At 76.4% G+C, this 19517-nt stretch carries 23 protein-coding genes; 10 read left to right on the forward strand and 13 right to left on the reverse strand.

The window, feature by feature from the left end; genetic code table 11:
• Window positions 1–14: 14 nt before the first annotated feature.
• Window positions 15–152 carry a hypothetical protein gene (locus GOBS_RS27025; RefSeq protein WP_166487266.1) on the forward strand — a complete coding sequence of 46 codons (138 nt, stop codon included), beginning with the start codon at window positions 15–17 and terminating at the stop codon, window positions 150–152.
• A 44-nt stretch (window positions 153–196) separates the two neighbouring features.
• Here GOBS_RS27025 and GOBS_RS02780 read toward each other — a convergent pair whose 3' ends face one another.
• Together GOBS_RS02780 and GOBS_RS02785 are read right to left on the reverse strand one after the other, a co-directional pair.
• Window positions 197–622: a VOC family protein gene (locus GOBS_RS02780; protein WP_012946777.1), complete on the reverse strand. Its 426-nt coding sequence runs from the start codon at window positions 620–622 to the stop codon at window positions 197–199.
• A gap of 88 nt (window positions 623–710) precedes the next feature.
• A complete protein-coding gene (locus tag GOBS_RS02785) occupies window positions 711–1310 on the reverse strand; it encodes a pyridoxamine 5'-phosphate oxidase family protein (RefSeq protein WP_012946778.1) in 600 nt (199 codons plus the stop codon).
• A 33-nt stretch (window positions 1311–1343) separates the two neighbouring features.
• Between GOBS_RS02785 and GOBS_RS02790 the strand changes: the two genes are divergently transcribed.
• Window positions 1344–1733, forward strand: coding sequence for an acyl-CoA thioesterase (locus tag GOBS_RS02790; RefSeq protein ID WP_012946779.1), 390 nt, complete (start codon window positions 1344–1346; stop codon window positions 1731–1733).
• On the opposite strand, the gene GOBS_RS02795 is transcribed toward GOBS_RS02790, so the two are convergent.
• The 4 genes from GOBS_RS02795 to GOBS_RS02810 all read right to left on the reverse strand — a co-directional run bounded on the left by GOBS_RS02795 (window position 1720) and on the right by GOBS_RS02810 (window position 5944).
• Complete coding sequence (locus GOBS_RS02795; RefSeq protein ID WP_012946780.1) at window positions 1720–3255, reverse strand: cobyric acid synthase; 1536 nt, start codon at window positions 3253–3255, stop codon at window positions 1720–1722. The genes GOBS_RS02790 and GOBS_RS02795 overlap by 14 nt on opposite strands.
• Complete coding sequence (locus GOBS_RS02800) at window positions 3252–3911, reverse strand: lysophospholipid acyltransferase family protein (protein WP_012946781.1); 660 nt, start codon at window positions 3909–3911, stop codon at window positions 3252–3254. The genes GOBS_RS02795 and GOBS_RS02800 overlap by 4 nt, the downstream gene beginning before the upstream one ends.
• A gap of 105 nt (window positions 3912–4016) precedes the next feature.
• Window positions 4017–4751, reverse strand: a complete 735-nt coding sequence (locus GOBS_RS02805) for an ANTAR domain-containing protein (RefSeq protein ID WP_012946782.1) — start codon at window positions 4749–4751, stop codon at window positions 4017–4019.
• 236 nt (window positions 4752–4987) lie between these two features.
• Entirely contained in the window at window positions 4988–5944 is a 957-nt protein-coding gene (locus GOBS_RS02810) for a cobalamin biosynthesis protein (RefSeq protein ID WP_012946783.1), read from the reverse strand.
• 35 nt (window positions 5945–5979) lie between these two features.
• Here GOBS_RS02810 and def point away from each other — a divergent pair, with 35 nt between their 5' ends.
• Genes def through cobM form a run of 3 tightly spaced genes read left to right on the forward strand, consistent with a single transcriptional unit; the run spans window position 5980 to window position 8515 of the window.
• A complete protein-coding gene (def, locus tag GOBS_RS02815) occupies window positions 5980–6537 on the forward strand; it encodes a peptide deformylase (protein WP_012946784.1) in 558 nt (185 codons plus the stop codon).
• Window positions 6534–7778 carry a bifunctional cobalt-precorrin-7 (C(5))-methyltransferase/cobalt-precorrin-6B (C(15))-methyltransferase gene (locus tag GOBS_RS02820; RefSeq protein WP_012946785.1) on the forward strand — a complete coding sequence of 415 codons (1245 nt, stop codon included), beginning with the start codon at window positions 6534–6536 and terminating at the stop codon, window positions 7776–7778. Before def ends, GOBS_RS02820 begins: the two co-directional genes overlap by 4 nt.
• On the forward strand, window positions 7775–8515 hold the full coding sequence (cobM, locus tag GOBS_RS02825; protein ID WP_012946786.1) for a precorrin-4 C(11)-methyltransferase: 741 nt from the start codon (window positions 7775–7777) through the stop codon (window positions 8513–8515). The genes GOBS_RS02820 and cobM overlap by 4 nt, the downstream gene beginning before the upstream one ends.
• A 122-nt stretch (window positions 8516–8637) precedes the next feature.
• Here cobM and GOBS_RS02830 read toward each other — a convergent pair whose 3' ends face one another.
• Complete coding sequence (locus GOBS_RS02830) at window positions 8638–9729, reverse strand: cobalt-precorrin-5B (C(1))-methyltransferase (RefSeq protein ID WP_012946787.1); 1092 nt, start codon at window positions 9727–9729, stop codon at window positions 8638–8640.
• A gap of 26 nt (window positions 9730–9755) precedes the next feature.
• Between GOBS_RS02830 and GOBS_RS02835 the strand changes: the two genes are divergently transcribed.
• On the forward strand, window positions 9756–10517 hold the full coding sequence (locus GOBS_RS02835; RefSeq protein WP_012946788.1) for a cobalt-precorrin-6A reductase: 762 nt from the start codon (window positions 9756–9758) through the stop codon (window positions 10515–10517).
• Here GOBS_RS02835 and GOBS_RS02840 read toward each other — a convergent pair.
• Window positions 10468–10854, reverse strand: coding sequence for a hypothetical protein (locus GOBS_RS02840; protein WP_012946789.1), 387 nt, complete (start codon window positions 10852–10854; stop codon window positions 10468–10470). The genes GOBS_RS02835 and GOBS_RS02840 overlap by 50 nt on opposite strands.
• A gap of 41 nt (window positions 10855–10895) precedes the next feature.
• Here GOBS_RS02840 and GOBS_RS02845 point away from each other — a divergent pair, with 41 nt between their 5' ends.
• The 4 genes from GOBS_RS02845 (at window position 10896) to GOBS_RS02860 (ending at window position 13416) form a co-directional block, all read left to right on the forward strand.
• Window positions 10896–11576, forward strand: coding sequence for an HAD hydrolase-like protein (locus GOBS_RS02845; RefSeq protein WP_012946790.1), 681 nt, complete (start codon window positions 10896–10898; stop codon window positions 11574–11576).
• A 67-nt stretch (window positions 11577–11643) separates the two neighbouring features.
• Complete coding sequence (locus GOBS_RS02850) at window positions 11644–12282, forward strand: DJ-1/PfpI family protein (protein WP_012946791.1); 639 nt, start codon at window positions 11644–11646, stop codon at window positions 12280–12282.
• A 10-nt stretch (window positions 12283–12292) separates the two neighbouring features.
• Complete coding sequence (locus GOBS_RS02855; RefSeq protein ID WP_208104370.1) at window positions 12293–12862, forward strand: MarR family winged helix-turn-helix transcriptional regulator; 570 nt, start codon at window positions 12293–12295, stop codon at window positions 12860–12862.
• Between the two features lie 62 nt (window positions 12863–12924).
• The gene (locus GOBS_RS02860) at window positions 12925–13416 is read left to right on the forward strand and encodes an FBP domain-containing protein (RefSeq protein ID WP_012946793.1); all 492 of its coding nucleotides are present in this window, start codon (window positions 12925–12927) and stop codon (window positions 13414–13416) included.
• 159 nt (window positions 13417–13575) lie between these two features.
• Here the strand turns inward: GOBS_RS02860 and GOBS_RS02865 are convergent, their stop codons facing one another.
• The 5 genes from GOBS_RS02865 to cobG all read right to left on the reverse strand — a co-directional run bounded on the left by GOBS_RS02865 (window position 13576) and on the right by cobG (window position 19506).
• A complete protein-coding gene (locus tag GOBS_RS02865) occupies window positions 13576–14787 on the reverse strand; it encodes an MFS transporter (protein WP_243697628.1) in 1212 nt (403 codons plus the stop codon).
• 59 nt (window positions 14788–14846) lie between these two features.
• Window positions 14847–16016 (reverse strand): pre-mycofactocin synthase MftD, encoded by a 1170-nt coding sequence (mftD, locus tag GOBS_RS02870; RefSeq protein WP_012946795.1) that lies wholly within the window; start codon window positions 16014–16016, stop codon window positions 14847–14849.
• 132 nt (window positions 16017–16148) lie between these two features.
• Entirely contained in the window at window positions 16149–17720 is a 1572-nt protein-coding gene (locus GOBS_RS02875; RefSeq protein ID WP_012946796.1) for a precorrin-2 C(20)-methyltransferase, read from the reverse strand.
• Window positions 17717–18337, reverse strand: coding sequence for a precorrin-8X methylmutase (locus GOBS_RS02880; protein WP_012946797.1), 621 nt, complete (start codon window positions 18335–18337; stop codon window positions 17717–17719). The genes GOBS_RS02875 and GOBS_RS02880 overlap by 4 nt, the downstream gene beginning before the upstream one ends.
• Entirely contained in the window at window positions 18337–19506 is a 1170-nt protein-coding gene (cobG, locus tag GOBS_RS02885) for a precorrin-3B synthase (protein ID WP_012946798.1), read from the reverse strand. Before cobG ends, GOBS_RS02880 begins: the two co-directional genes overlap by 1 nt.
• Between the last annotated feature and the right edge of the window lie 11 nt (window positions 19507–19517).

The following is a 19517-nucleotide window of genomic DNA, read 5'->3' on the forward strand; positions in this document are numbered from 1 at the left end:
AGGTGAAGGCGAGCGTGCTCGCCGCCTTCCAGCTCGTGGAGGACGCACGGTACCTGGGCACCGGCCGGCGGAGCCGGCGCGGTCGCCGACGGGCCATCGCCGAACGCACCGTCGCCTACCGGAGACTCGCCCGCGACCTGCGCGTCGGCTGACAGGGGACCCCCTGCCCCCCACCGTGGGAGGACGGGGTCCTCGCTCAGGCGACGCAGAACTCGTTGCCCTCGGGGTCGGCCAGGGTGACCCACTCGAACGGGCCCTGCGAGGCCCGGTGGAGCTCGGTCGCGCCCAGTCCCAGGAGGCGGCCGACCTCGTCCTCCCGCCCGTCCGCGCCCACGTGCACGTCCAGGTGCACGCGGTTCTTGACGGTCTTGGCCTCCGGGACCAGCTGGAAGAGCACCCGCGGCCGGTCGGGGTCGGGCGAGGTGATGGCTGCGCCCGAGCGCCACACCAGCGCGCCGCGGTGCGTGGTGGTGTCCGCCTCGGTCGCTGCGCCCGTCGTCACCATGCGGCGGATGAACGCCTCGTCCTGCGGTTCGACCTGCCATCCGAGGACCTCGGCCCACCAGTCGGCCTGTCCGTGCGGATCGGCGCTGTCGATCACGATCTGGATGTCCGTGGCCATGCGCGGACGATAGGCCGGGGCGCCGACGGATCCGGCTTCCCCGCAGGGGCCCGCCGCGAGTCTGCGAGCGGTGATGAGGACGGGGTCCTCAGAGCTCCTGCGCCAGCTCCGCGCGCATCTCCTCCTGTCCGGGCAGTGGCGTGCTCAGCCCGCAGTGGTCGCGCATCACCTCGCCCAGCGACGGGAAGGTCGAGCGCTCGACCTGCCGCTGCGGGTCCCACAGCCCCGAGCGCATGACCGCCTTGCCGCACTGGAAGTACGCGCGCTCGACGGTCAGCACCAGCACCGACCGCGGCGGACGGCCGAACTCGGTCAGGTCCACGCCGACGTCGTCCGGACCCACGAGGGTCGTCGTCCCGAAGACCTTGAGGGTCTCCTCGAACCCGGGCACGAAGAACAGCAGGGCGGCGCGCGGGTTGCCCACGGTGTTGCGCAGGCTGTCCACCCGGTTGTTGCCCTGCCGGTCCGGGAGGGCGAGGGTCCGCTCGTCGAGGACCCTGGCGAACCCCGGGTCACCGCCGCGCGGGGAGACGTCCGGCCAGCCGTCGGCGCCGGCTGTGGACAGCGTGGCGAACGGCGACAGCGCGATGAAGGCGCGGCAGTGCCGGTCGAGGTGGTCGACGACCTTGTCCTGCACCAGCCGCGAGGGTGGGCGGTAGCCGGCCAGCACGTCGGGAGCGGTGTCCACGGGAGCACGGTAGCCCGGCTACGGTCACCGGCCGTGGCTGCACGGTGGAGCTCCCCGGTCCGGTACGTCGAGTGCGACCAGCAGGGCGTCGTCTTCAACGCCCACTACCTGACCTGGGCCGACGAGGCGTCCAACGCCTGGTGGGCGGCCCACGGCCTGCCGTGGGACGAGCTGGTCGCCCGCGGCGTCGACCCGGTGGTCAAGGCGAGCTCCCTGGAGTGGTCGTCGTCGGCGCGGTTCGGTGACACCGTCACGGTGGACGCCGAGACGGGGAAGGTCGGCCGCACCAGCGTGACCGTGCGGTTCACCGTCCGGGTGGGCGAGCGCCTCTGCTGCGTGGTCAGCACCACCTACGTGTGCCTCACCGAGGCCGGCAAGGCGCCGTGGCCGGACGACGTGCGGGCCCGGATCACCGGGGGCTGAGCCCGTCCCCGGGGGGGAGCAGCGGCAGCCCGGCCGGTACGCCGTCCTCGACCAGCCGCCACAGCGCGTCGGTGTCGGCGTGCTCGGCCACCAGGTCGCCGAGGGCGTCCAGCCGCCGCTCGCGGACGGCGGCGAAGTCGGTGTCCGGCGCGGCGACGAAGCGCCGTCCGGCCACCCGGGCGACCTCGGTCAGGAACGCCCGCCGGAAGCCGTCACCCTCCAGCGCCCCGTGCCACGTGGTCCCGAACACCGACCCGGCGCGGGCGCCGTCGAGGAAGCGCTCCGCGGCGTCATCGACGATGACCACGCCGTGGTGGATCTCGTAGCCGCGCACCTCCTGGCCGAACGCCGTGCCCACCGGCCGGCCGAGCGTCTTCTCCGGCGCGAAGCGGACGTCGGCCGGCAGCAGCCCCAGCCCGGGCACCGTGCCGGCCCGCGACTCGACGTCGTCGGTGATCGTCCGGGCCAGCATCTGGGAGCCGCCGCACACGCCGAGCACCGGCCGGCCCGCGGCGGCGTGCCGGGCGACGGCATCGGCCAGGCCGGTGGCCCGCAGCCAGCCCAGGTCGGCGACCGTGGCGCGGGTGCCGGGCAGCACCACGAGGTCGGCGTCGCCGAGCTCCTCGGGGCTGGTCGCGTAGCGCACCAGCACGCCCGGCTCGGCGGCCAGCGCGTCGAGGTCGGTGAAGTTGGACAGCCGCGGCAGCCGGGCGACGGCGACCCGCAGCACCTCCTCGCCGTGCGGCGGACCGGTCGGGGAGGCGCCGGTGGGGACGCCGAGGGAGTCCTCGACGTCCACGGCCGCGCCGGGCAGCCAGGGCAGCACGCCGAGGGTCGGGCGGCCGGTGAGCGCGGTGAGCTGTTCCAGCCCGGGGCCCAGCAGCCGGACGTCGCCACGGAACTTGTTCACCAGGAAGCCGGCGACCAGCCGCTGGTCGGCCGGGGGCATGAGGGCGACCGTGCCGTAGAGCGCCGGGAAGACCCCGCCCCGGTCGATGTCGCCGACGACGACCACCGGCAGCCCCGCCGCGGTGGCCAGCCCCATGTTGGCGATGTCGTCGGCACGGAGGTTGATCTCGGTGGGGGAGCCCGCGCCCTCGCAGACGACCACGTCGAAGCGCGAGCGCAGGTCCTCGAGGCTGGCGAGCACCTGCTCCATCAGCGCTGCCTTCATCGGCCGGTAGGACAGCGCGGTCACGTCCGCGACCGCGTGCCCGAGGACGACGACCTGGCTGGAGTCCTCCCCCCCGGGCTTGAGCAGCACCGGGTTCATCGCCGCCTCGGGCTCGACGCGGGCGGCGGCGGCCTGCATGACCTGCGCCCGGCCGATCTCCGCGCCGTCAGGGGTGACCATCGAGTTGTTGCTCATGTTCTGCGCCTTGAACGGGGCGACCGACACCCCCTGGCGCACCAGCCAGCGGCAGATGCCGGCGGTCACGACCGACTTGCCGGCGTCCGACGTCGTCCCGGCGACGAGCAGGGCGCCGCCGGAGGCCGGGCGCCGGGGAACGGTGCCGCTCATGCCGCCGGCTGCCCCCAGCCGGCCTTCTCCTGACCGGAGAGCTCGGCTATCGCCTCCATGACCCGGTCGGTCACCACGCGGCGGGCCCGGCCGTTGCGGGCCATCCCGCGCTGCTCGGGGAACGTCAGCGGCTCGCCGAAGGTGACCGACACCTTGTGCGGCCGCGGCCAGCGGGAGTCGACCGGCTGCACCCGGTCCGTGCCGTGCACGGCCACGGGGACGACGGGGCAGTCGGCGGTGAGCGCCAGCCAGGCGACCCCGGTCTTGCCGCGGGCCAGCCGCCCGTCGCGCGAGCGGGTGCCCTCCGGGTAGATGCCGAAGCCCTCGCCCCGGCGCAGCACGGCCAGCGCGGTGTCCAGCGCCTCCTGTGCGGCCCGCGACGTCTGCCGCTGCACCGGCATGGCGCCGAGCGCGGTGAACAGGGTCCGGGTCAGCCACCCGCCGATGCCCGTGCCGGTGAAGTACTCGGCCTTGGCCAGGTAGTGCACGCGGCGGGGCGCGGACAGCGGGATGACCATGCTGTCGATGAACGACAGGTGGTTGCTGGCCAGGATCACCGGGCCGGTGGCCGGCACGTTCTCCCGCCCCGTCACGTGCATGCGCAGCACGACGTGGAACAACGGGCGCAGCAGGAACCGGACGACCACGTAGAGCACGCCGCGTCCCCCTTCTCGGCTCGGGGGCGCCGGCGGCCGCCGGCGACAGCGGCATCATCCCGTGCGCCTCGGGAGCGGTCGGCTCCCGGGGCGCACGGCGCGCCCTCAGGAGTGCGGGCGGGGTGGGCAGACGTCGCGCATGAGCGTCTGGATGTCCTCGGGCAGCCCGGCGTGCCCGGCCGCCGACTCGACGATCGCCACGGCGACGTCGCGCACCTTGCGGTGGGAGTTGCTCGAGATGTGCGCCAGCAGGTCGAAGGCCACCTGCTCACCGCAGCTGGTGAGCAGCATGAGGATGCCCTTGGCCTGCTCGATCGCCGCCCGGCTGCTCATCGCGGTGCGCAGCTGGGTCACCTCGGTCTCCAGGGCCTGCACCCGGTCGTCCTCGGACTCGCCTCCGCCCGGCCGGGCCGCCGGCGGGCGGGGCTCCGGCGGCAGCTCCACGAGCACGCCCTCGAGGGCGTCGACCGCCCCGGCCGCGTCCACGACGGGTTCGCCGACGAGGACGGCGGGGCGTTCTGCCCCACCCCGGCTGCCCAGCCGCACCCGCAGGGCGAAGGGCACGCCGGCGGAGCAGGCGCCGGCGATGGCGTCGAGGACCCGCGGCCGGTCGCCGGGGTGGATCGAGCGGGCCAGCAGCTCGGTGCACGGGTGGGCGCCGTTGCGTGCGAGGTTGAGCAGCGCGGACATCTCCGGGGACCAGGTCCACGTGCCGGCGCGCCGGTCGTAGCGGTACCGGCCGGCCAGTCGCCGGGGAGAGGCGCTGCGTGCCGGCTGCGGAGTCGGGCGGTTGCGCGGCGCCGTGCTCCGCGTCAGGGCGGGGGGATGGGTCGCGGTCATGTCGACTCCATGTGGTGTGCCGTCGGGGCCGGCCCGGCCGGGGCGCCGCTGGCCGTGTGTTCGACCACCGCGGTGTGCCGGTCACCCGAGGTCACCGGCCGCTCCGTGTCCCCGGACCGTACGGCGTCCTGCGGCGACACGCACGCGCGTCGACGCTGATCCGGTGCCCCCCCTCCGCGTGTCCCGGTGCGCCGTCCCGAGGCGGTTACGGAACGGCGCTGGACAGCAGCGTGGAGTCAGGGGCGGGGCAGTGCCCGGGCCGCCGCGGCGAGCGCGGCGGCCGCGGTCCACACCGCGCGCGAGAGCCGCACGGCGCGGGGGACGTCGCGCGCCGACGGCGTCCGCCCGCTGCCGAGGACCGGACGGTCCTCCACCCGGCTGCCGTAGACGTTGCGGCCGCCCAGCCGCAGGTCCAGGGCACCGGCCAGCGCCGCCTCGCACCGGCCGGCGTTGGGCGAGGGGTGGGCCGCGCCGTCGCGGTGCCACACCCTCCACGCGCCGCGCGCCGAACCCCCGGCCAGCGGCGCGGTGGCCACGGTGAGCGCGGCGGTCAGCCGGGCGGGCAGCCAGTTGGCGACGTCGTCGGCGCGCGCGGACGCCCAGCCGAAGCGCGCGTACCGCGGCGAGCGGTGGCCCACCATCGCGTCGAGGGTGTTGACGGCGCGGTAGCCGAGGAGGCCGGGCAGGCCGGCCAGCGCCCCCCAGACCAGCGGGGCCACGGCGGCGTCCGAGGTGTTCTCCGCGACCGACTCGACCGTGGCTCGGGCCAGTTCCGGGACCTCGAGCCCGGCGGGGTCCCGGCCGGCCAGGGTGGGCAGCAGGGCGCGGGCGGCGGGCAGGTCGCCGGCGTCCAGGGTGCGCACCATCGCCGTCCCGGCGCGGCCCAGGGACGTGCCGCCGAGGACCGCCCAGGTGGCGGCGGCGGTGACCAGGGTGCGGGCTCTCGGACGGCCGCGGGTGGCGCGGTCCAGCGCGACGCCCAGGGCGGCCGCCGCGCCGGTCAGCAGCCCCGCGTGCGCGACCCCGGCGGTGCGGGAGTCGCGCCAGGTCCGGCGCTCCAGGGCCGCAGCGGCCCGGCCGAAGCCGGCCACCGGGTGCCACCGGCGCGGGTCGGCCAGCAGCAGGTCGGCGGCGGCGCCGAGGGCCAGCCCCGCGGCGGTGGGCAGGTCGCGCGGGGGCAGCACACGGCACATGGTGCCAACCGGCGCCGTCCCTAGGATCGACGGTCATGCGCCTGCCCGGCCGTTACAGCGGCGTCGCCCGGCCGATCGTCACCTACGGCAGCAACCCGGTCCTGCACCGCCCGTGCGCCCCGGTGACCGCGTTCGGCAAGGACCTCCGCCGCCTGGTCCTGGACATGTTCGCGTCGATGGAGGCCGCCGACGGTGTGGGCCTGGCGGCCAACCAGATCGGCGTCGACGCGCGCGTCTTCGTCATCGACTGCCCGGACGCCGACGGCGAGGACGTCGTCGGCTACGTGGTGAACCCCGAGCTGACCGTGCTGGAGCCGCGCGAGGGCGAGCCGGCCGAGGAGGTCACCGACGAGGGCTGTCTCTCGGTGCCCGGCCCCTACGCCGAGCTGCCGCGTGCCTTCCGCGCCCGGGTGGACGGCGTGGACGCGGACGGTGCGCCGGTGTCGATCGAGGCGACCGGGATGGCCGCGCGCTGCCTGCAGCACGAGGTCGACCACCTCGACGGCACCGTGTACGTCGACCGACTGCCCGGAGACCTGCGGGAGCGGCTGCTCGCCGAGGCGGCCGGCCCGGTGGGGGAGCTGCCCGCGTGAGCACGCCCGTGGTCGTCGTCGGGATCGGCGCGGACGGATGGGACGGCCTCTCGCCGCGGGCCCGGAGGGCGGTCGAGGACGCCGACGTGCTGCGCGGCAGCGCCCGCCAGCTGGCCCTCGTGCCGGACGACGTCCCCGCCGAGCGGGTGCCCTGGCCCTCGCCGATGGCCCCGGCCCTGGCCGGGCTGCTCGACGCCCACCCGGGCCGCCGGGTCGTGGTGCTGGCCAGCGGTGACCCGATGCTCTCCGGCGTCGGCGCCTCGTTGGTCCGGCTGCACGGGGCGGGTGCGGTCGAGGTGCTCCCGCACCCCTCGTCGGTGACGCTGGCCTGCGCCCGGCTGGGCTGGGCAGTGGAGGACACGCAGGTCGTGTCGGTCGTCGGCCGGCCGGTCGACCTGGTCGCGGCGCACGCCACCCCCGGCCGGCGGCTGCTGGTGCTCGGCTCGGACGGCCGCACTCCTGCGGAGATCGCCCGGCTGCTGGCCGGGCACGGCTACGGCGCCAGCCGGGTCGTGGCGCTGGCCCAGCTGGGCGGGCCGGCCGAGCGGAGCTTCCGCGGCACCGCCGCCGGCTGGTCGCACGCCGGGACCGACCCGCTCGTGGTCACCGCAGTCGAGGTGGTCGCCGACCCCGGCACCGAGCCGCTGCCCGCCGTGCCCGGCCTGCCCGACGGCGCGTACGCGCACGACGGCCAGCTGACCAAGCGCGACGTCCGCGCGGTCACCCTGGCCCGGCTCGCGCCCGTGCCCGGGCAGCTGCTCTGGGACGTCGGCGCCGGGGCCGGCTCGATCGGCATCGAGTGGATGCGGGTGCACCCGTCCTGCCGGGCGGTCGCCGTGGAGTCCTCGGCCGAGCGGGCGCGACGGATCGCGGAGAACGCCGCGCGGCTCGGCGTCCCCGGGCTGCAGGTGGTCGAGGGCCGCGCGCCGGCCGCGCTCGACCGGCTGCCCGAGCCGGACGCGGTGTTCGTCGGCGGCGGGCTGACCAGCGAGGGCCTGCTGGAGACGTGCTGGGCCGCGCTGCGCCCGGGCGGCCGGCTGGTGGCCAACGCGGTGACCATCGAGGGCGAGGCGGTGCTCGCCGCGTGGCGGTCGCGGGCCGGCGGCGAGCTGATCCGGTTGTCGGTCGCGCACGCGGCGCCGGTCGGCGGCTACACCGGCTGGCGTCCGGCCATGCCCGTGACCATCTGGAGCGCCGTCAGGCCGGCGGTTCCCGCGGGGACCGCCGGAGGTGTCGCATGACGGTCCACTTCATCGGGGCGGGGCCGGGTGCAGCGGACCTGGTCACGCTGCGGGCGGCGCGGCTGATCGCGTCGGCGCCGGTGTGCCTGTACGCGGGGGCGCTCGTGCCGCGCGAGCTGCTCGACACCGCGCCGGCGGGCGCCCGCCTGGTCGACACCGCCGACCTCGACCTCGACCAGATCACCGCCGAGCTGGTCGCCGCGCACGAGGCCGGCCTCGACGTGGCCCGGCTGCACTCCGGCGACCCGTCGATCTGGAGCGCCGTGGCCGAGCAGATGCGCCGGCTCGACGCGGCCGGGGTGCCCTACGAGGTCGTGCCCGGCGTCCCGGCGTTCGCCGCGGCCGCGGCGGCGCTCAAGCGCGAGCTGACCGTGCCGGGGGTGGCGCAGACCGTCGTCCTCACGCGGACCAGCGCCCGGTCCACCCCCATGCCGCCCGGTGAGGAGCTCGCCGCCTACGCGGCCACCGGCGCCACGCTGGTGCTGCACCTCGCCGTCCAGCGGATCGCCGAGCTCGCCCCGGAGCTGGCCGAGCACTACGGGGACGACGGCCCGGTCGCCGTGGTGGCCCGCGCCAGCCGGGACGACGAGCTGGTGCTGCGCGGCACGCTCGCCGACATCGCCGGGCAGGTCGAGGCGGCGGGCGTGAAGCGGACGGCGGTGGTGGTCGTGGGGCCCGTGCTCGCGGCGGCGGAGTTCCCCGACAGCCACCTGTACTCGACGACCCGCGCCCGATGAGGGCTCTCGCCCTCGGCCCCGGTGCAGGGCCCCGCTACGGCCCCGTCCCGGGTCCCGCCCCGAGCGTGCGAGGGGTGGGGAGGACGGGGTCCTTCCCCGTTGGGGGGCAGCGGGGTCCTCTCTCAGGCCTGACCCACCACCGTGCCGGCCCGGTCGATCACCACGACGTCGACCTCGACCGGCGCTCCGCGGAGCACGCCGAGCGCCGTCCTGCGGGCGCCGGCGGCCACCAGGTCGCCCAGCGGCAGCCCGGCCGCCTGGCACTGCTGCAGCGCGTCGAGCGCGGTGTTGGCGCCGCGCACGCCCTCGACCAGCTCGGCCGCCCCGCCGGCGTCGCGCACCATCGCGGCCAGCGACTCCGTCGACACCTGCGAGCGGCCGGAGTGCAGGTCCAGGTGGCCGTCGGCCAGCTTGGCCAGCTTGCCGATGCCGCCGGCGACGGTCAGCCGCGGCACCGGGTGGCGGCGCAGGTACTTGAGCACCGCGCCGGCGAAGTCGCCCATGTCGAGCAGCGCGTCCTCCGGGAGCCCGTAGAGCTCGGTGACCACCCGCTCGCTGGTCGAGCCGGTGCACCCGGCGACGTGCAGGTGCCCGGCGGCGCGGGCGACGTCGATGCCGCGGCGGATCGAGTCGATCCACGACGAGCACGAGTACGGGACGACGACGCCCGTCGTCCCGAGGATCGACAGTCCGCCGAGGATGCCCAGCCGAGGGTTCCACGTCCTGCGGGCGAGTTCCGCGCCGTTCTCCACCGAGACCTCGACGACGACGTCGCCGGTGCCGCCGTACCGGGCGGCGACCGCGGTCACGTGCTCGCGGACGAACTGCCGCGGCATCGGGTTGATCGCCGGCTCGCCCACGGGCAGCGGCAGGCCGGGCTTGGTCACGGTGCCGACGCCCTCGCCGGCCCGGAAGACGACGCCGCTGCCGCGCTCGCCGTGTGTCACCCGGGCCGAGACCAGCGCGCCGTGCGTGACGTCGGGGTCGTCGCCGGCGTCCTTGACGACCCCGACGGTGGCGGCACCGTCCTCGAGCCGTTCGGTGGCCAGCGCGAACGACGGGTGCTTGTCATGGGGCAGGTCGATCTGCACCGGGTCGGGGAACTCGCCGGTCAGCAGCGCGGTGTAGGCCGCGGTGGTGGCCGCGGTCGCGCAGGCGCCCGTCGTCCAGCCGTAGCGCAGCCCCGTGCTGCCCTCGCGCCCCGCCTCGGTCACCTGATCAGCATGCACGGGACCCCGGCGTGACCGGCCGGGTGCTCGTCCTGGGCGGGACGGCGGAGGCCCGGCGGCTCGCGGAGCGGCTGGTGGCCGAGGGCATCGACGTGCTCAGCTCGCTGGCCGGGCGGGTCGCCGACCCGGTGCTCCCACCCGGCGAGGTGCGGATCGGCGGCTTCGGCGGCACGGCCGGTCTGGTGGCGGCGCTGGACGGCGTGGCGGCGCTGGTCGACGCCACGCACCCGTTCGCCGCCACCATGACCGCGCACGCGGCCGCGGCGGCCGCGGTGACCGGCACCCCGCTGCTGCGGCTGCAGCGCCCCGGCTGGACGGCGCAGCCCGGCGACGACTGGCGCTGGGTGGACTCCTTGGAGCAGGCGGCGACGGCGGTGGCCGGCGCCCGCTCGGTGCTGCTGACCACCGGCCGGCAGGGGCTCGCGGCGTTCGCCGGGCTGAGCGCGCACTGCGTCGTCCGCTCGGTGGACCCGCCGGAGCCGCCGCTGCCGGTACGCGCCACGGTGGTCCTCGCCCGCGGCCCGTTCGGCGTCGAGGAGGAGCGGGCGCTGATGACCGCGCACGACGTCGACGTCGTCGTCACCAAGGACAGCGGCGGACCGATGACCGCGGCCAAGCTCACCGCGGCCCGGGAGCTCGGCGTCCCGGTGGTGCTGGTCCGCCGGCCGCCGCTGCCCGGGGGCGTGCCCGTGGCCGCGACCGTGGACCAGGCGGCGGCCTGGCTCAGGGAGCGCGGAACGACCGGGCGGCCAGCCACACCGTCCCGACCGTGATCACCAGGGCGAGCGGGACGTGCGTCGCGATCGAGCCCGAGCTGCCCAGCGCCGCCTGGACGAAGGTCAGCACGAAGACCGCCGCGGCCAGCGCGGCCGGCCACCACACCCGCGTGCGCCGCCCGTGCAGCGCCGTGGCGGCCAGCAGCAGACCGGTGGTCACGTGCAGGGCGATCGCCCCGGCCCCGTGCCCGCCGGTGGCGTCCTCGCCCACCATGATCCGGCCGGCCGAGAGGAACTGCCAGAACAGCACCAGCAGCGCCAGTGCCGCGGCGGCCTGCACCGGCCGGATCGTCGAGGGAGGGGTTACCACGGTGGTGTCGCGGGTCCGGGTCATGGAGTCCTCCGGGGCAGACGACGGCAGGGGGTTGCTTGAAGATGGAAGCAGCTGATCACTCTCCGCACCAGGGGCTCACCCGGCGCCTGGTCCTGTTCGACCTCGACGGCACGCTGGTCGACTCCACCCCCGGCATCTGGGCCTCCGTCCGCGCCGCGGCCGCCGCACTCGGCCTGCCGGAGCCCACGCCGGAACAGCTGCGCGGCATGGTCGGCCCGCCGCTGCAGGACGGCTTCGCCCTCGTCCTCGGCGTCCCGCCGGACGACGTCCCGCGGGCGGTCGCGGCCTACCGCGCGCACTACTCGGCGGGCGCGCTGCTCGACGCGGCCGTCTACCCCGGCATCCCCGGGCTGCTGACCGCGCTGGTCGACGCCGGCGCCACCCTCGCCGTCGCCACCAGCAAGCCCGAGCCCTTCGCCGTCCGGCTGCTGGCGCACGCCGGTCTGCTGCCCGCCTTCGCGTCCGTGCACGGCGCCACCTTCGACGGCACCGTCCGGCACAAGGACCAGGTCGTCGCCGCGGCGCTGGCCGCGCACCCCGACGGAGAGCGGCCGGTGCTGGTCGGCGACCGGGCGCACGACGTGCTGGGTGCGGCCGCGCACGGGCTGCCGTGCATCGGTGCCGGCTGGGGCCCTGCCCCGCCGGGCGAGCTGGCGGACGCCGGCGCTGCAGTGGTGGCGGCCACCCCGGCGGAGGTGCGGACGGCGCTGCAGCGCACGTGACGCCGGATCGCCGCCCGCGCGGACGATCCGCGTTGACAGCCTACTGTCATCCCCCTAGATTGACAGTATGCTGTCAAATGAGCGAGCGGGAACCAGGTCGGACGTCGTCCTCTACGCCACGGACACCATGGCCGACTGGGAGTACTCCTACGTCACGGCCGGTCTGGCGATGGCGGCCGAGCAGGGAGCCGAGAGCTTCCGGCTCCGCGTCCTGGCGGACGGGCAGTCCGAGGTCACGACCAAGGGTCGACTGCGGCTGCGCGCCGACGCCGACCTCGGCGAGGTGGACCCCGAGGACGTGGCGCTGCTCGTGCTGCCGGGTGCCGACACGTGGTCCGACGGGCACGAGAAGGTCCTCGACCTGGCCCGGGTCCTGCTCGAACGGCACACTCCCGTGGCGGGCATCTGTGGCGCCACGTACGGACTCGCGCGCGCCGGCCTGCTGGACGACCGTGCGCACACCAGCAACGCGCCGGACTTCCTCGTGCCGTCGGGCTACGCGGGGGCAGCCCGTTACCGGGACGAGCGGGTCGTGGAGGACGGTGACGTCATCACCGCTCCGGCCACCGCGCCGGTCGACTTCGGCGCTGCCGTCTTCCGCCGCCTGGAGCTCTTCCCCCCGGCGACGATCGACGCCTGGTACGGGCTGTACACCACAGGCGAGCGGCGCTGGTTCGATGCGCTCGTCGGCCGGTCGACCGCCTGACCCCGTGACCGTGAGGGGGGAACCGCTCCCCGTGGGCGAGCCGGGCGTTCCTGGCGGCGACCACCCGGTCCGCACGCCTGCCGGTGACGCGCTGACCGACCTGGTGCTGCCGGTGTTCGAGCTGAACGGGGAGTTTCTCGCCGCGGCGGAGACGATGACCGGACCGGTCGGGCTCACCCCGGCCTGGTGGCAGGTCCTCGGCGCGACCCTGGACGAGGCCCTGCCCGTGGCGGAGATCGCGCGGCGGGTGGGGCTCGGTCTCGCCCGGCAGAGCGTGCAGAGGGTGGCGGACCTCCTGGTCGAACACGGCTGGGCCGTCTACAGCGACAACCCCGCGCACCGTCGCGCCAAGCTCCTCGCACCGACACCACAGGGACGCAGCGCTCTCCGGCGACTCACCTCCGCCCAGCACCGATGGGCCGACACGGTCGCGGAGGCGGTCGGCGAGGAGGAACTGCGGCGGGCTCTCGCGACGATCCGGAAGGTCATCGACAGCTCACGCGAGTACCGGGACGGTCTCGCGGGTGGTGGGGTCCCCCCTGCGGATGTCACGACGACGCGGGAGCCGGAAACCGGGTGAGCCGGCGCGACCGCTCGTCGCATGATGTCCGCCGGCAGTCCGACGACGGGGGGAGCGGAACGGTGCACGCGCTGACGGAGAAGCAGGTGCGGCGGTCCTTGGTGAACTGCTCGCGGAGCGAGGCCGAGAGCATGACCCTGCCGCGCACGTTCGCCGAGACGCCGTGGGAGGAGCTCGTCGTCCTCGGTTGGCGCGACCCGAGGGCGCCGTTGCGCGGCTACCTGGTCGTCGAGCGGGAGGGCCGGCCGGTCGGCGTCGCCGTCCGCGCCGCCGACACCCGGATGTCGTCGGGCACGCCCGCGATGTGCCTGCTGTGCCAGACGGCGCAGGCGGGCAGCGACGTCTCGCTGTTCACGGCGCGCCGGGCCGGGGAGGCCGGCCGCAACGGCAACACGGTCGGCACCTACGTCTGCGCGGACCTGGCCTGCGCCGTCCGCGCGCGTGTGGAGATCCCGCCGTGGCTGCGCGAGCGCGACCCGGAGGAGGTCGCCGCCGAGCGGACCGCCGAGCTCGAGCAGCGGGTGCACGGGTTCCTGGACGCCGTCCTGCGCTGACCGCCGCCGGCGCGGGTGACGTGCTGGAACGGCCACCCTTCACAGGCGGCCCGTCGGCCCCGTCCCGGGCAGGCCCCGTCCAGAGGCTCGCCGCGAGCTCGCGAGCGCTGAGGGGGACGGGGTCCTTGCACGAAGGGTGGGCAGGACGGGGTCCTCCTCCTACACGGCGACGGGCTCGGGACGGCGCTCCGCGGCGCGCCGGTGCCGCAGCAGCCCGGCCACCGCAGCCAGGGCCAGGACGATCACGGCCACCCCGTACACCGCGGCGGTCGGCCGCAGCCCCACCGCGCCCGAGGCCAGCCCGGCGGCGACCGCCGGGATGCTGAAGGCCAGGTAACCGACGACGAAGACGCTGGAGAGCAGCCCGCCGCGCTCGCCGGGCGCGACGCCGGCGGTCACGGTGGCCACCGCGCCGAGGAAGGCCGCGCCGAAGCCGAACCCGGACACCACGGCGGCGGCGAAGAACAGCGCGGCGCTCCCGGTGGCCAGCGAGACGATCGTGCCGCTGACGCCGGCGGCGAACACCAGGCAGCCGGTGGTCATCGCGGTGTGCGGGGCCGTGTTCCGCAGGGTGATGCCGCCGACGGCGCCCATGCCCTGCATGGCCACGATGACCAGGCTGCCGACGAGGTGGTCCTCGAGGCCGAAGACGCCGGCGGCCACGGACGGCCCCAGCGAGAGGTAGAGGCCGCCCAGCGCCCACATCGCCACCAGGCACGGTGCCACGACGAGGAACGGCACCCGCTGGGCGGCGGGCACGTGCACCCGCGGCCACAGCGAGGCCAGTGCGCCCGGGATCCGTGGCGAGGACTCCGGCAGCAGCAGGGCCACCCCGGCGGCGACGGCGAACAGGGCGGTCAGCGTGCCGAAGACCCAGTCGGTGGGGGCGGGCACGAACTCGACCGACAGGCCCGCGCTGACCGCGCCGAGGGCGAGGGCGAACCCCGGGGAGGCGCTGTTGACCAGGGCGCCCAGGGGGCGGTCGCTGCGCTGGTGGTCCAGCAGCGTCGCGCCCAGGGCACCCGTGAGGCTGCCGACCGACAGGCCCTGCACCACCCGCGCGGCCAGCAGCCAGCCCACCGAGTCGGCGGCCCAGAACAGCGCCATCGCGACGACCTGCAGCAGCATCCCGGCGACGATGACCGGCCGCCGTCCCACGTGGTCCGACAGCGCGCCGACCACCAGCAGCGTGGCGAGCAGCGCCAGGGCGTAGATGCCGAAGACCGTCGTCAGCACGCCGGCGGAGAACCCGAAGCGCTCCTGGTAGACGCGGTAGAGCGGCGAGGGGACGCCGGAGGCCGCGAGGACCAGGACGAGCAGCGCGGCCGCCGTCCAGAACGAGACGGCGCGGGACGCGCGGCGGGCGGGCACGCAACAACGCAAGCCCGCCCGCCGCGTCCGCATTCCCGCCGGCCGGCGGGGCGGCCCGCTCAGTCGCGGGTGAAGTGCGGCGGCAGGACGACGTCCTCGCGGGTCAGGTCGTGCACCGAGGCCTTCCCGAGCCCGAGCAGCGCCTCGTCGATGCCCTGCCGGAGGATCGACAGGACGTTCTGCACGCCCCGCTCGCCGCTGGCGGCCATGCCCCACAGGTAGGCCCGGCCGATCATCACGGCCCTGGCGCCCAGGGCCATCGCCTTGACCACGTCGGAGCCGCGGCGCACCCCGCCGTCCATGACGACCTCGACCTGGTCGCCGACCGCGTCGACCACCCCGGGCAGCGAGCGGATCGCCCCCGGCGTGCCGTCGAGGTTGTTGCCGCCGTGGGTGGAGACGGAGATGGCGCTGACGCCGGCGTCGACGGCACGGCGGGCGTCGTCGGGCCGGGTGATCCCCTTGAGCATGAACGGCCCGCCCCACTGCTGGCGCAGCCAGGCGACGTCCTCCCAGGTGGGCAGCGGAGTGCCCATCCACTGGCCGTAGGCGCCGAAGAAGTTCGGGGGCTCCTCGCCGCCGAGCGCCAGGTTGGGGACGCTGAGCTCGGGGATGCCGCCCGAGCGGAGGTAGGTGGCCAGCCAGCGCGGCTTGCGCAGCACCTCGGGGGCGAACTTGACCGCGTTCTTCAGGTCGATCTTGTCCGGGATGGGTGGGCTGCCCCAGTCGCGGCGGGAGGCGAAGGACCAGTCCAGCGTCATGATCAGGCCCTTGGCGCCGGCGGCGCGGGCCCGGTCGGCCCGGGCGAGGATCGTCTCCCGCGAGCCGACCCAGTACATCTGGAAGAACAGCTTGGAGTGCGCCGCGCCGACCTCCTCCACCGGCTTGCTGGCGAACGAGGACAGCCCCATCGCGACGTCCTCGGCCGCGGCCGCGCGGGCCACCGCCACCTCGCCGTCCGGGTGCACCGCCTGTACGCCGGTGGGGGAGACCAGCACCGGCATGGACACCTCCTGGCCCATCACGGTGGTGGCCGTCTCCCGCTTGGCGTGCAGGTCGGCGACGTGCGGCCGCCAGGTGATCTCGTCGAAGGCGGCGACGTTGTCGCCGGCCGTCAGCCCCTTCTCGGTCCCGGCGACGAGCGCCAGGTACACCGACCGCGGCAGCCGCTTCCTCGCGCGGTGCTGGGCCTCCTCGACGGTCTCGAACCAGTCCCTGGTGCTCGCCATGAGAGCCCCTCCCACGATCGCCCGGCCACCGGCGCCGCTCCCGGGGAGGGTGACGTGCGCCACTGGCGGGTCATCGTGCCAGCCGTGGCACTCAGTGTCACGTGGCCCCGTCCAGGGGCCCGCCCCGAGCCCTCACGGCTCACGTGCAGGGTCCCGCCGCGAGCTCGCGAGTGGCGGGGGGCAAGGGGGTCCTTCACGGGGAGGACGGGGTCCTTCATGGGTGCGGGGGCTGTAGACGGCGCCGGTGCGGCTGACCCGGGTCTGCGACGAGCCGACGACCACGCAGCAGCGCATGTCGACGGTCTCCGGGTCGAGTTCGCCGAGGGTGGTGATCCGGATGCTCTCCTCGGGCCCACCGACGTCCCGGCCGACGACGACGACCGTGTCGGGCTCGCGGCCCTCCAGCAGCACCTGCTGGGCCTCGGCGAGCTGGTGCGGGCGGGCCTTCGAGCGCGGGTTGTAGAGGGCGAGCACCAGGTCGGCGGCCGAGGCGTGGCGCAGCCGGTCGACGACGACGTCCCACGGCTTGCGGACGTCGGAGAGGCTGACCACCGCGAAGTCGTGACCCAGTGGCGCGCCGACCCGGGCGGCGACGGCCTGCGCGGCGGTCAGGCCGGGCAGCACCCGCACCGGGACGCCGGCGTACTCCGGCCGCTCGGCGACCTCGAGCACCGCGGCGGCCATCGCGAAGACGCCGGGGTCGCCGCTGGAGACGACCGCGACCCGCCGTCCGGACCGGGCCAGGTCCAGGGCGTGCGCGGCGCGCTCGGCCTCCACCCGGTTGTCGCTCGGGTACCGCGTCTGCCGCGGGTTGGCCGGGACCCGGTCCAGGTAGGGGCCGTAGCCGACGAGGTCGTCGGCGGCGGCCAGCGCCTCGGCGGCCTCCGGGGTGGTCCAGCAGCGGGCGCCCGGGCCGAGGCCGACGACCACCACCTCGCCCGTGCGGGGCGCGGCCTCGTCGTGCTGCGCGGAGCCGGGCACCGGGCCGGTCAGCGGGCTGGGCAGCAGGGCGAGGGAGAAGTAGGGGACTGTCGCCGGGTCGACGTCGGCCAGCGGCAGGGTGCGCTGCCGGTCGGTGGACGCGCGCTCGACGTAGAGCGCCCGGTCGAGCACGCCTGCGGCGTCGAACGCCTCCCGCACGTTGCCGAACGTGCGGCCCAGCTTCAGCACGGCGGCGGCGTCCGTGGTGGCCAGCCACTCGGCGAGCTCCTCGGCCGGCAGCGTGCCGGGCAGCACGGTGAGCACCTCGTCGCGCTCGACCAGCGGCCGGCCGACCGCCGCGGCGGCGCCGCTGACGCTCGTCACGCCGGGCACCACCTCGGTCGGGTAGCGGTGCGCCAGCCGCTTGTGCATGTGCATGTAGGAGCCGTAGAAGAACGGGTCCCCCTCGGCGAGGACGACGACGTCGCGGCCGGCGTCCAGGTGGGCGGCCAGCCGGGCCGCGGCCGCCTCGTAGAACTCGTCGATCGCGCCCTGGTAGCCGCCGGGGTGGTCGGTCGTCCCGGTGGTGACGGGGTAGACCAGCAGCTCCTCGACCTGGCCCGCGCGCAGGTAGGGGGCGGCCACCGCGCGGGCGACCGAGCGGCCGTGCTGGGCGGCGTGGAAGGCGACGACGTCGGCGGCGGCGATGAGCCGGGCGGCCTTGACGGTGACGAGCTCGGGGTCGCCGGGGCCCAGGCCCACCCCGTAGAGGCGCCCCGTCACTCGACGTCGCTCGCGATCGCGTTGACCGCGGCCGCCGTGATGGCGCTGCCGCCGCGCCGGCCGCGGACCACCAGGTGCTCGAGACCGGAGGCGGCCAGCGCGTCCTTGGACTCGACCGCGCCGATGAAGCCGACCGGGATGCCGAGGACGGCGGCGGGGCGGGGTGCTCCGGCGGCGACCATCTCCAGCAGGTGGAACAGCGCGGTCGGCGCGTTGCCGATGGCGACGACGGCGCCGTCCAGCCGGTCGCGCCAGAGCTCTAGCGCCGCGGCGGTGCGGGTGGTGCCGAGGTCGGCGGCCAGCGCCGGGGTGCGGGGGTCGTTGAGCGTGCAGACGACCTCGTTGTCCTCGGGCAGCCGACGGCGGGTGACACCCGAGGCCACCATCTCCGCGTCGCACAGCACCGGGGCGCCGGCGTCCAGGGCCTCGCGGGCGCGCGCCACGACGGCGGGGGAGTACGCCAGGTCCTCGACCAGGTCGACCTGCCCGCAGGCGTGCACCATCCGCACCGCGACCCGCGCGACGTCCTCGGGCAGGCCGGTGAGGTCGGTCTCGGCCCGGATGGTCGCGAACGAGCGCCGGTAGATCTCCGCGCCGTCCTTCTCGTACTCGTACATCAGCCCTTCCCGACTCGGTATCCGGTCCCGGTCGCGACCACGTCGACGACCTCGCCCTGCGGGCGGCCGCAGCGGCGCTCGCACCCGGCCCAGTGCTGCCGGGCGCCGTCGACGGGCAGTGTCCCGGTCGCGACCGCCGCGGCGGCGTCGGCCCGGACGTCGGCCAGCGACTTCGCGCACCCCGGCCGCCCGGCGCAGGCGGTGACCCGCGTCCACGGGCTCGCCGCGTCGAACACCATGCCGGTCCGGTGCAGCGCCACGGCCGCGTCGTCGACGGCGTCCTCGGCGAGGTCCGGGACGACGATGCTGCGCCACGACGTCAGCTGCACCTCGTCGGCGAGCCGGGCGAGCAGCTCGGCCTGCGCGGCGTCCAGCCGCCCGAGCGGTACGACCGCGACCAGCGCGACCCGCCCGTCGTGCTGCGGCGCTGCACCGACCGGCCCCGGCACCGGCACCGGCGGGACGTCCACGGCCACGCCCCGGCGGCCGTCCAGGCGGGCCCCGACGCGGATCGCGCCGTCGTCGAGCTCGGCCAGCCGCCAGGCGGTGCCGCCCTGGGCGGTCCGTTCGGCGAGGAAGGCCCGCGTGGCGGCGAGGGCGAGCGCGACCGCGTCGTCGGGGTGCGCGCGCAGGCCGCTGTCGGCGCCGGCGAGGGTCAGCGCGACCTCGGCGGGGGAGAGGGTGAGCAGGCCGACGTCCCCACCGAGACCGGCGACGTCACCGCGGCCGTCGTCCAGCGTGGCGAGGTACCGGCCGGGCAGCGCGGCGAGCGCGGGGTCGGCGCAGACGGCGGCGTCCAGCGCGCGCACCCACGGCCGGACGTCGACGTGCCCGCCGGCCCGGCCGGTGAGCGCGCTGGCCAGCACGTTGCGCACCCGCTCGTGCGTGGCGCTGGGCAGCAGTCCGGCGGCGGCGAGCCGGTCGCCGAGCTCGGCCGCCGCGCCCGCCGCCAGCCCGCGCAGCTGCACGTTGCCCCGGCTGGTGAGCTCCAGCGCCCCGTCGCCGAGGTCGCGGGCCGCGGCCGCCAGCGACCGCAGCTGGTCGCCGGTCAGCAGGCCGCCGGGCACCCGCACCCGGGCCAGCGCGCCGTCGGCGGCGGCGTGGGTCTGCAGCGCCCCGGGGCACGCGTCGGCGCGGACGCGGGCGGCGGGGGTGGCACGGGCGGTCATGGCGGAGGCGA

The sequence above is a fragment of the Geodermatophilus obscurus DSM 43160 genome (assembly GCF_000025345.1).
GTDB lineage: Bacteria > Actinomycetota > Actinomycetes > Mycobacteriales > Geodermatophilaceae > Geodermatophilus > Geodermatophilus obscurus.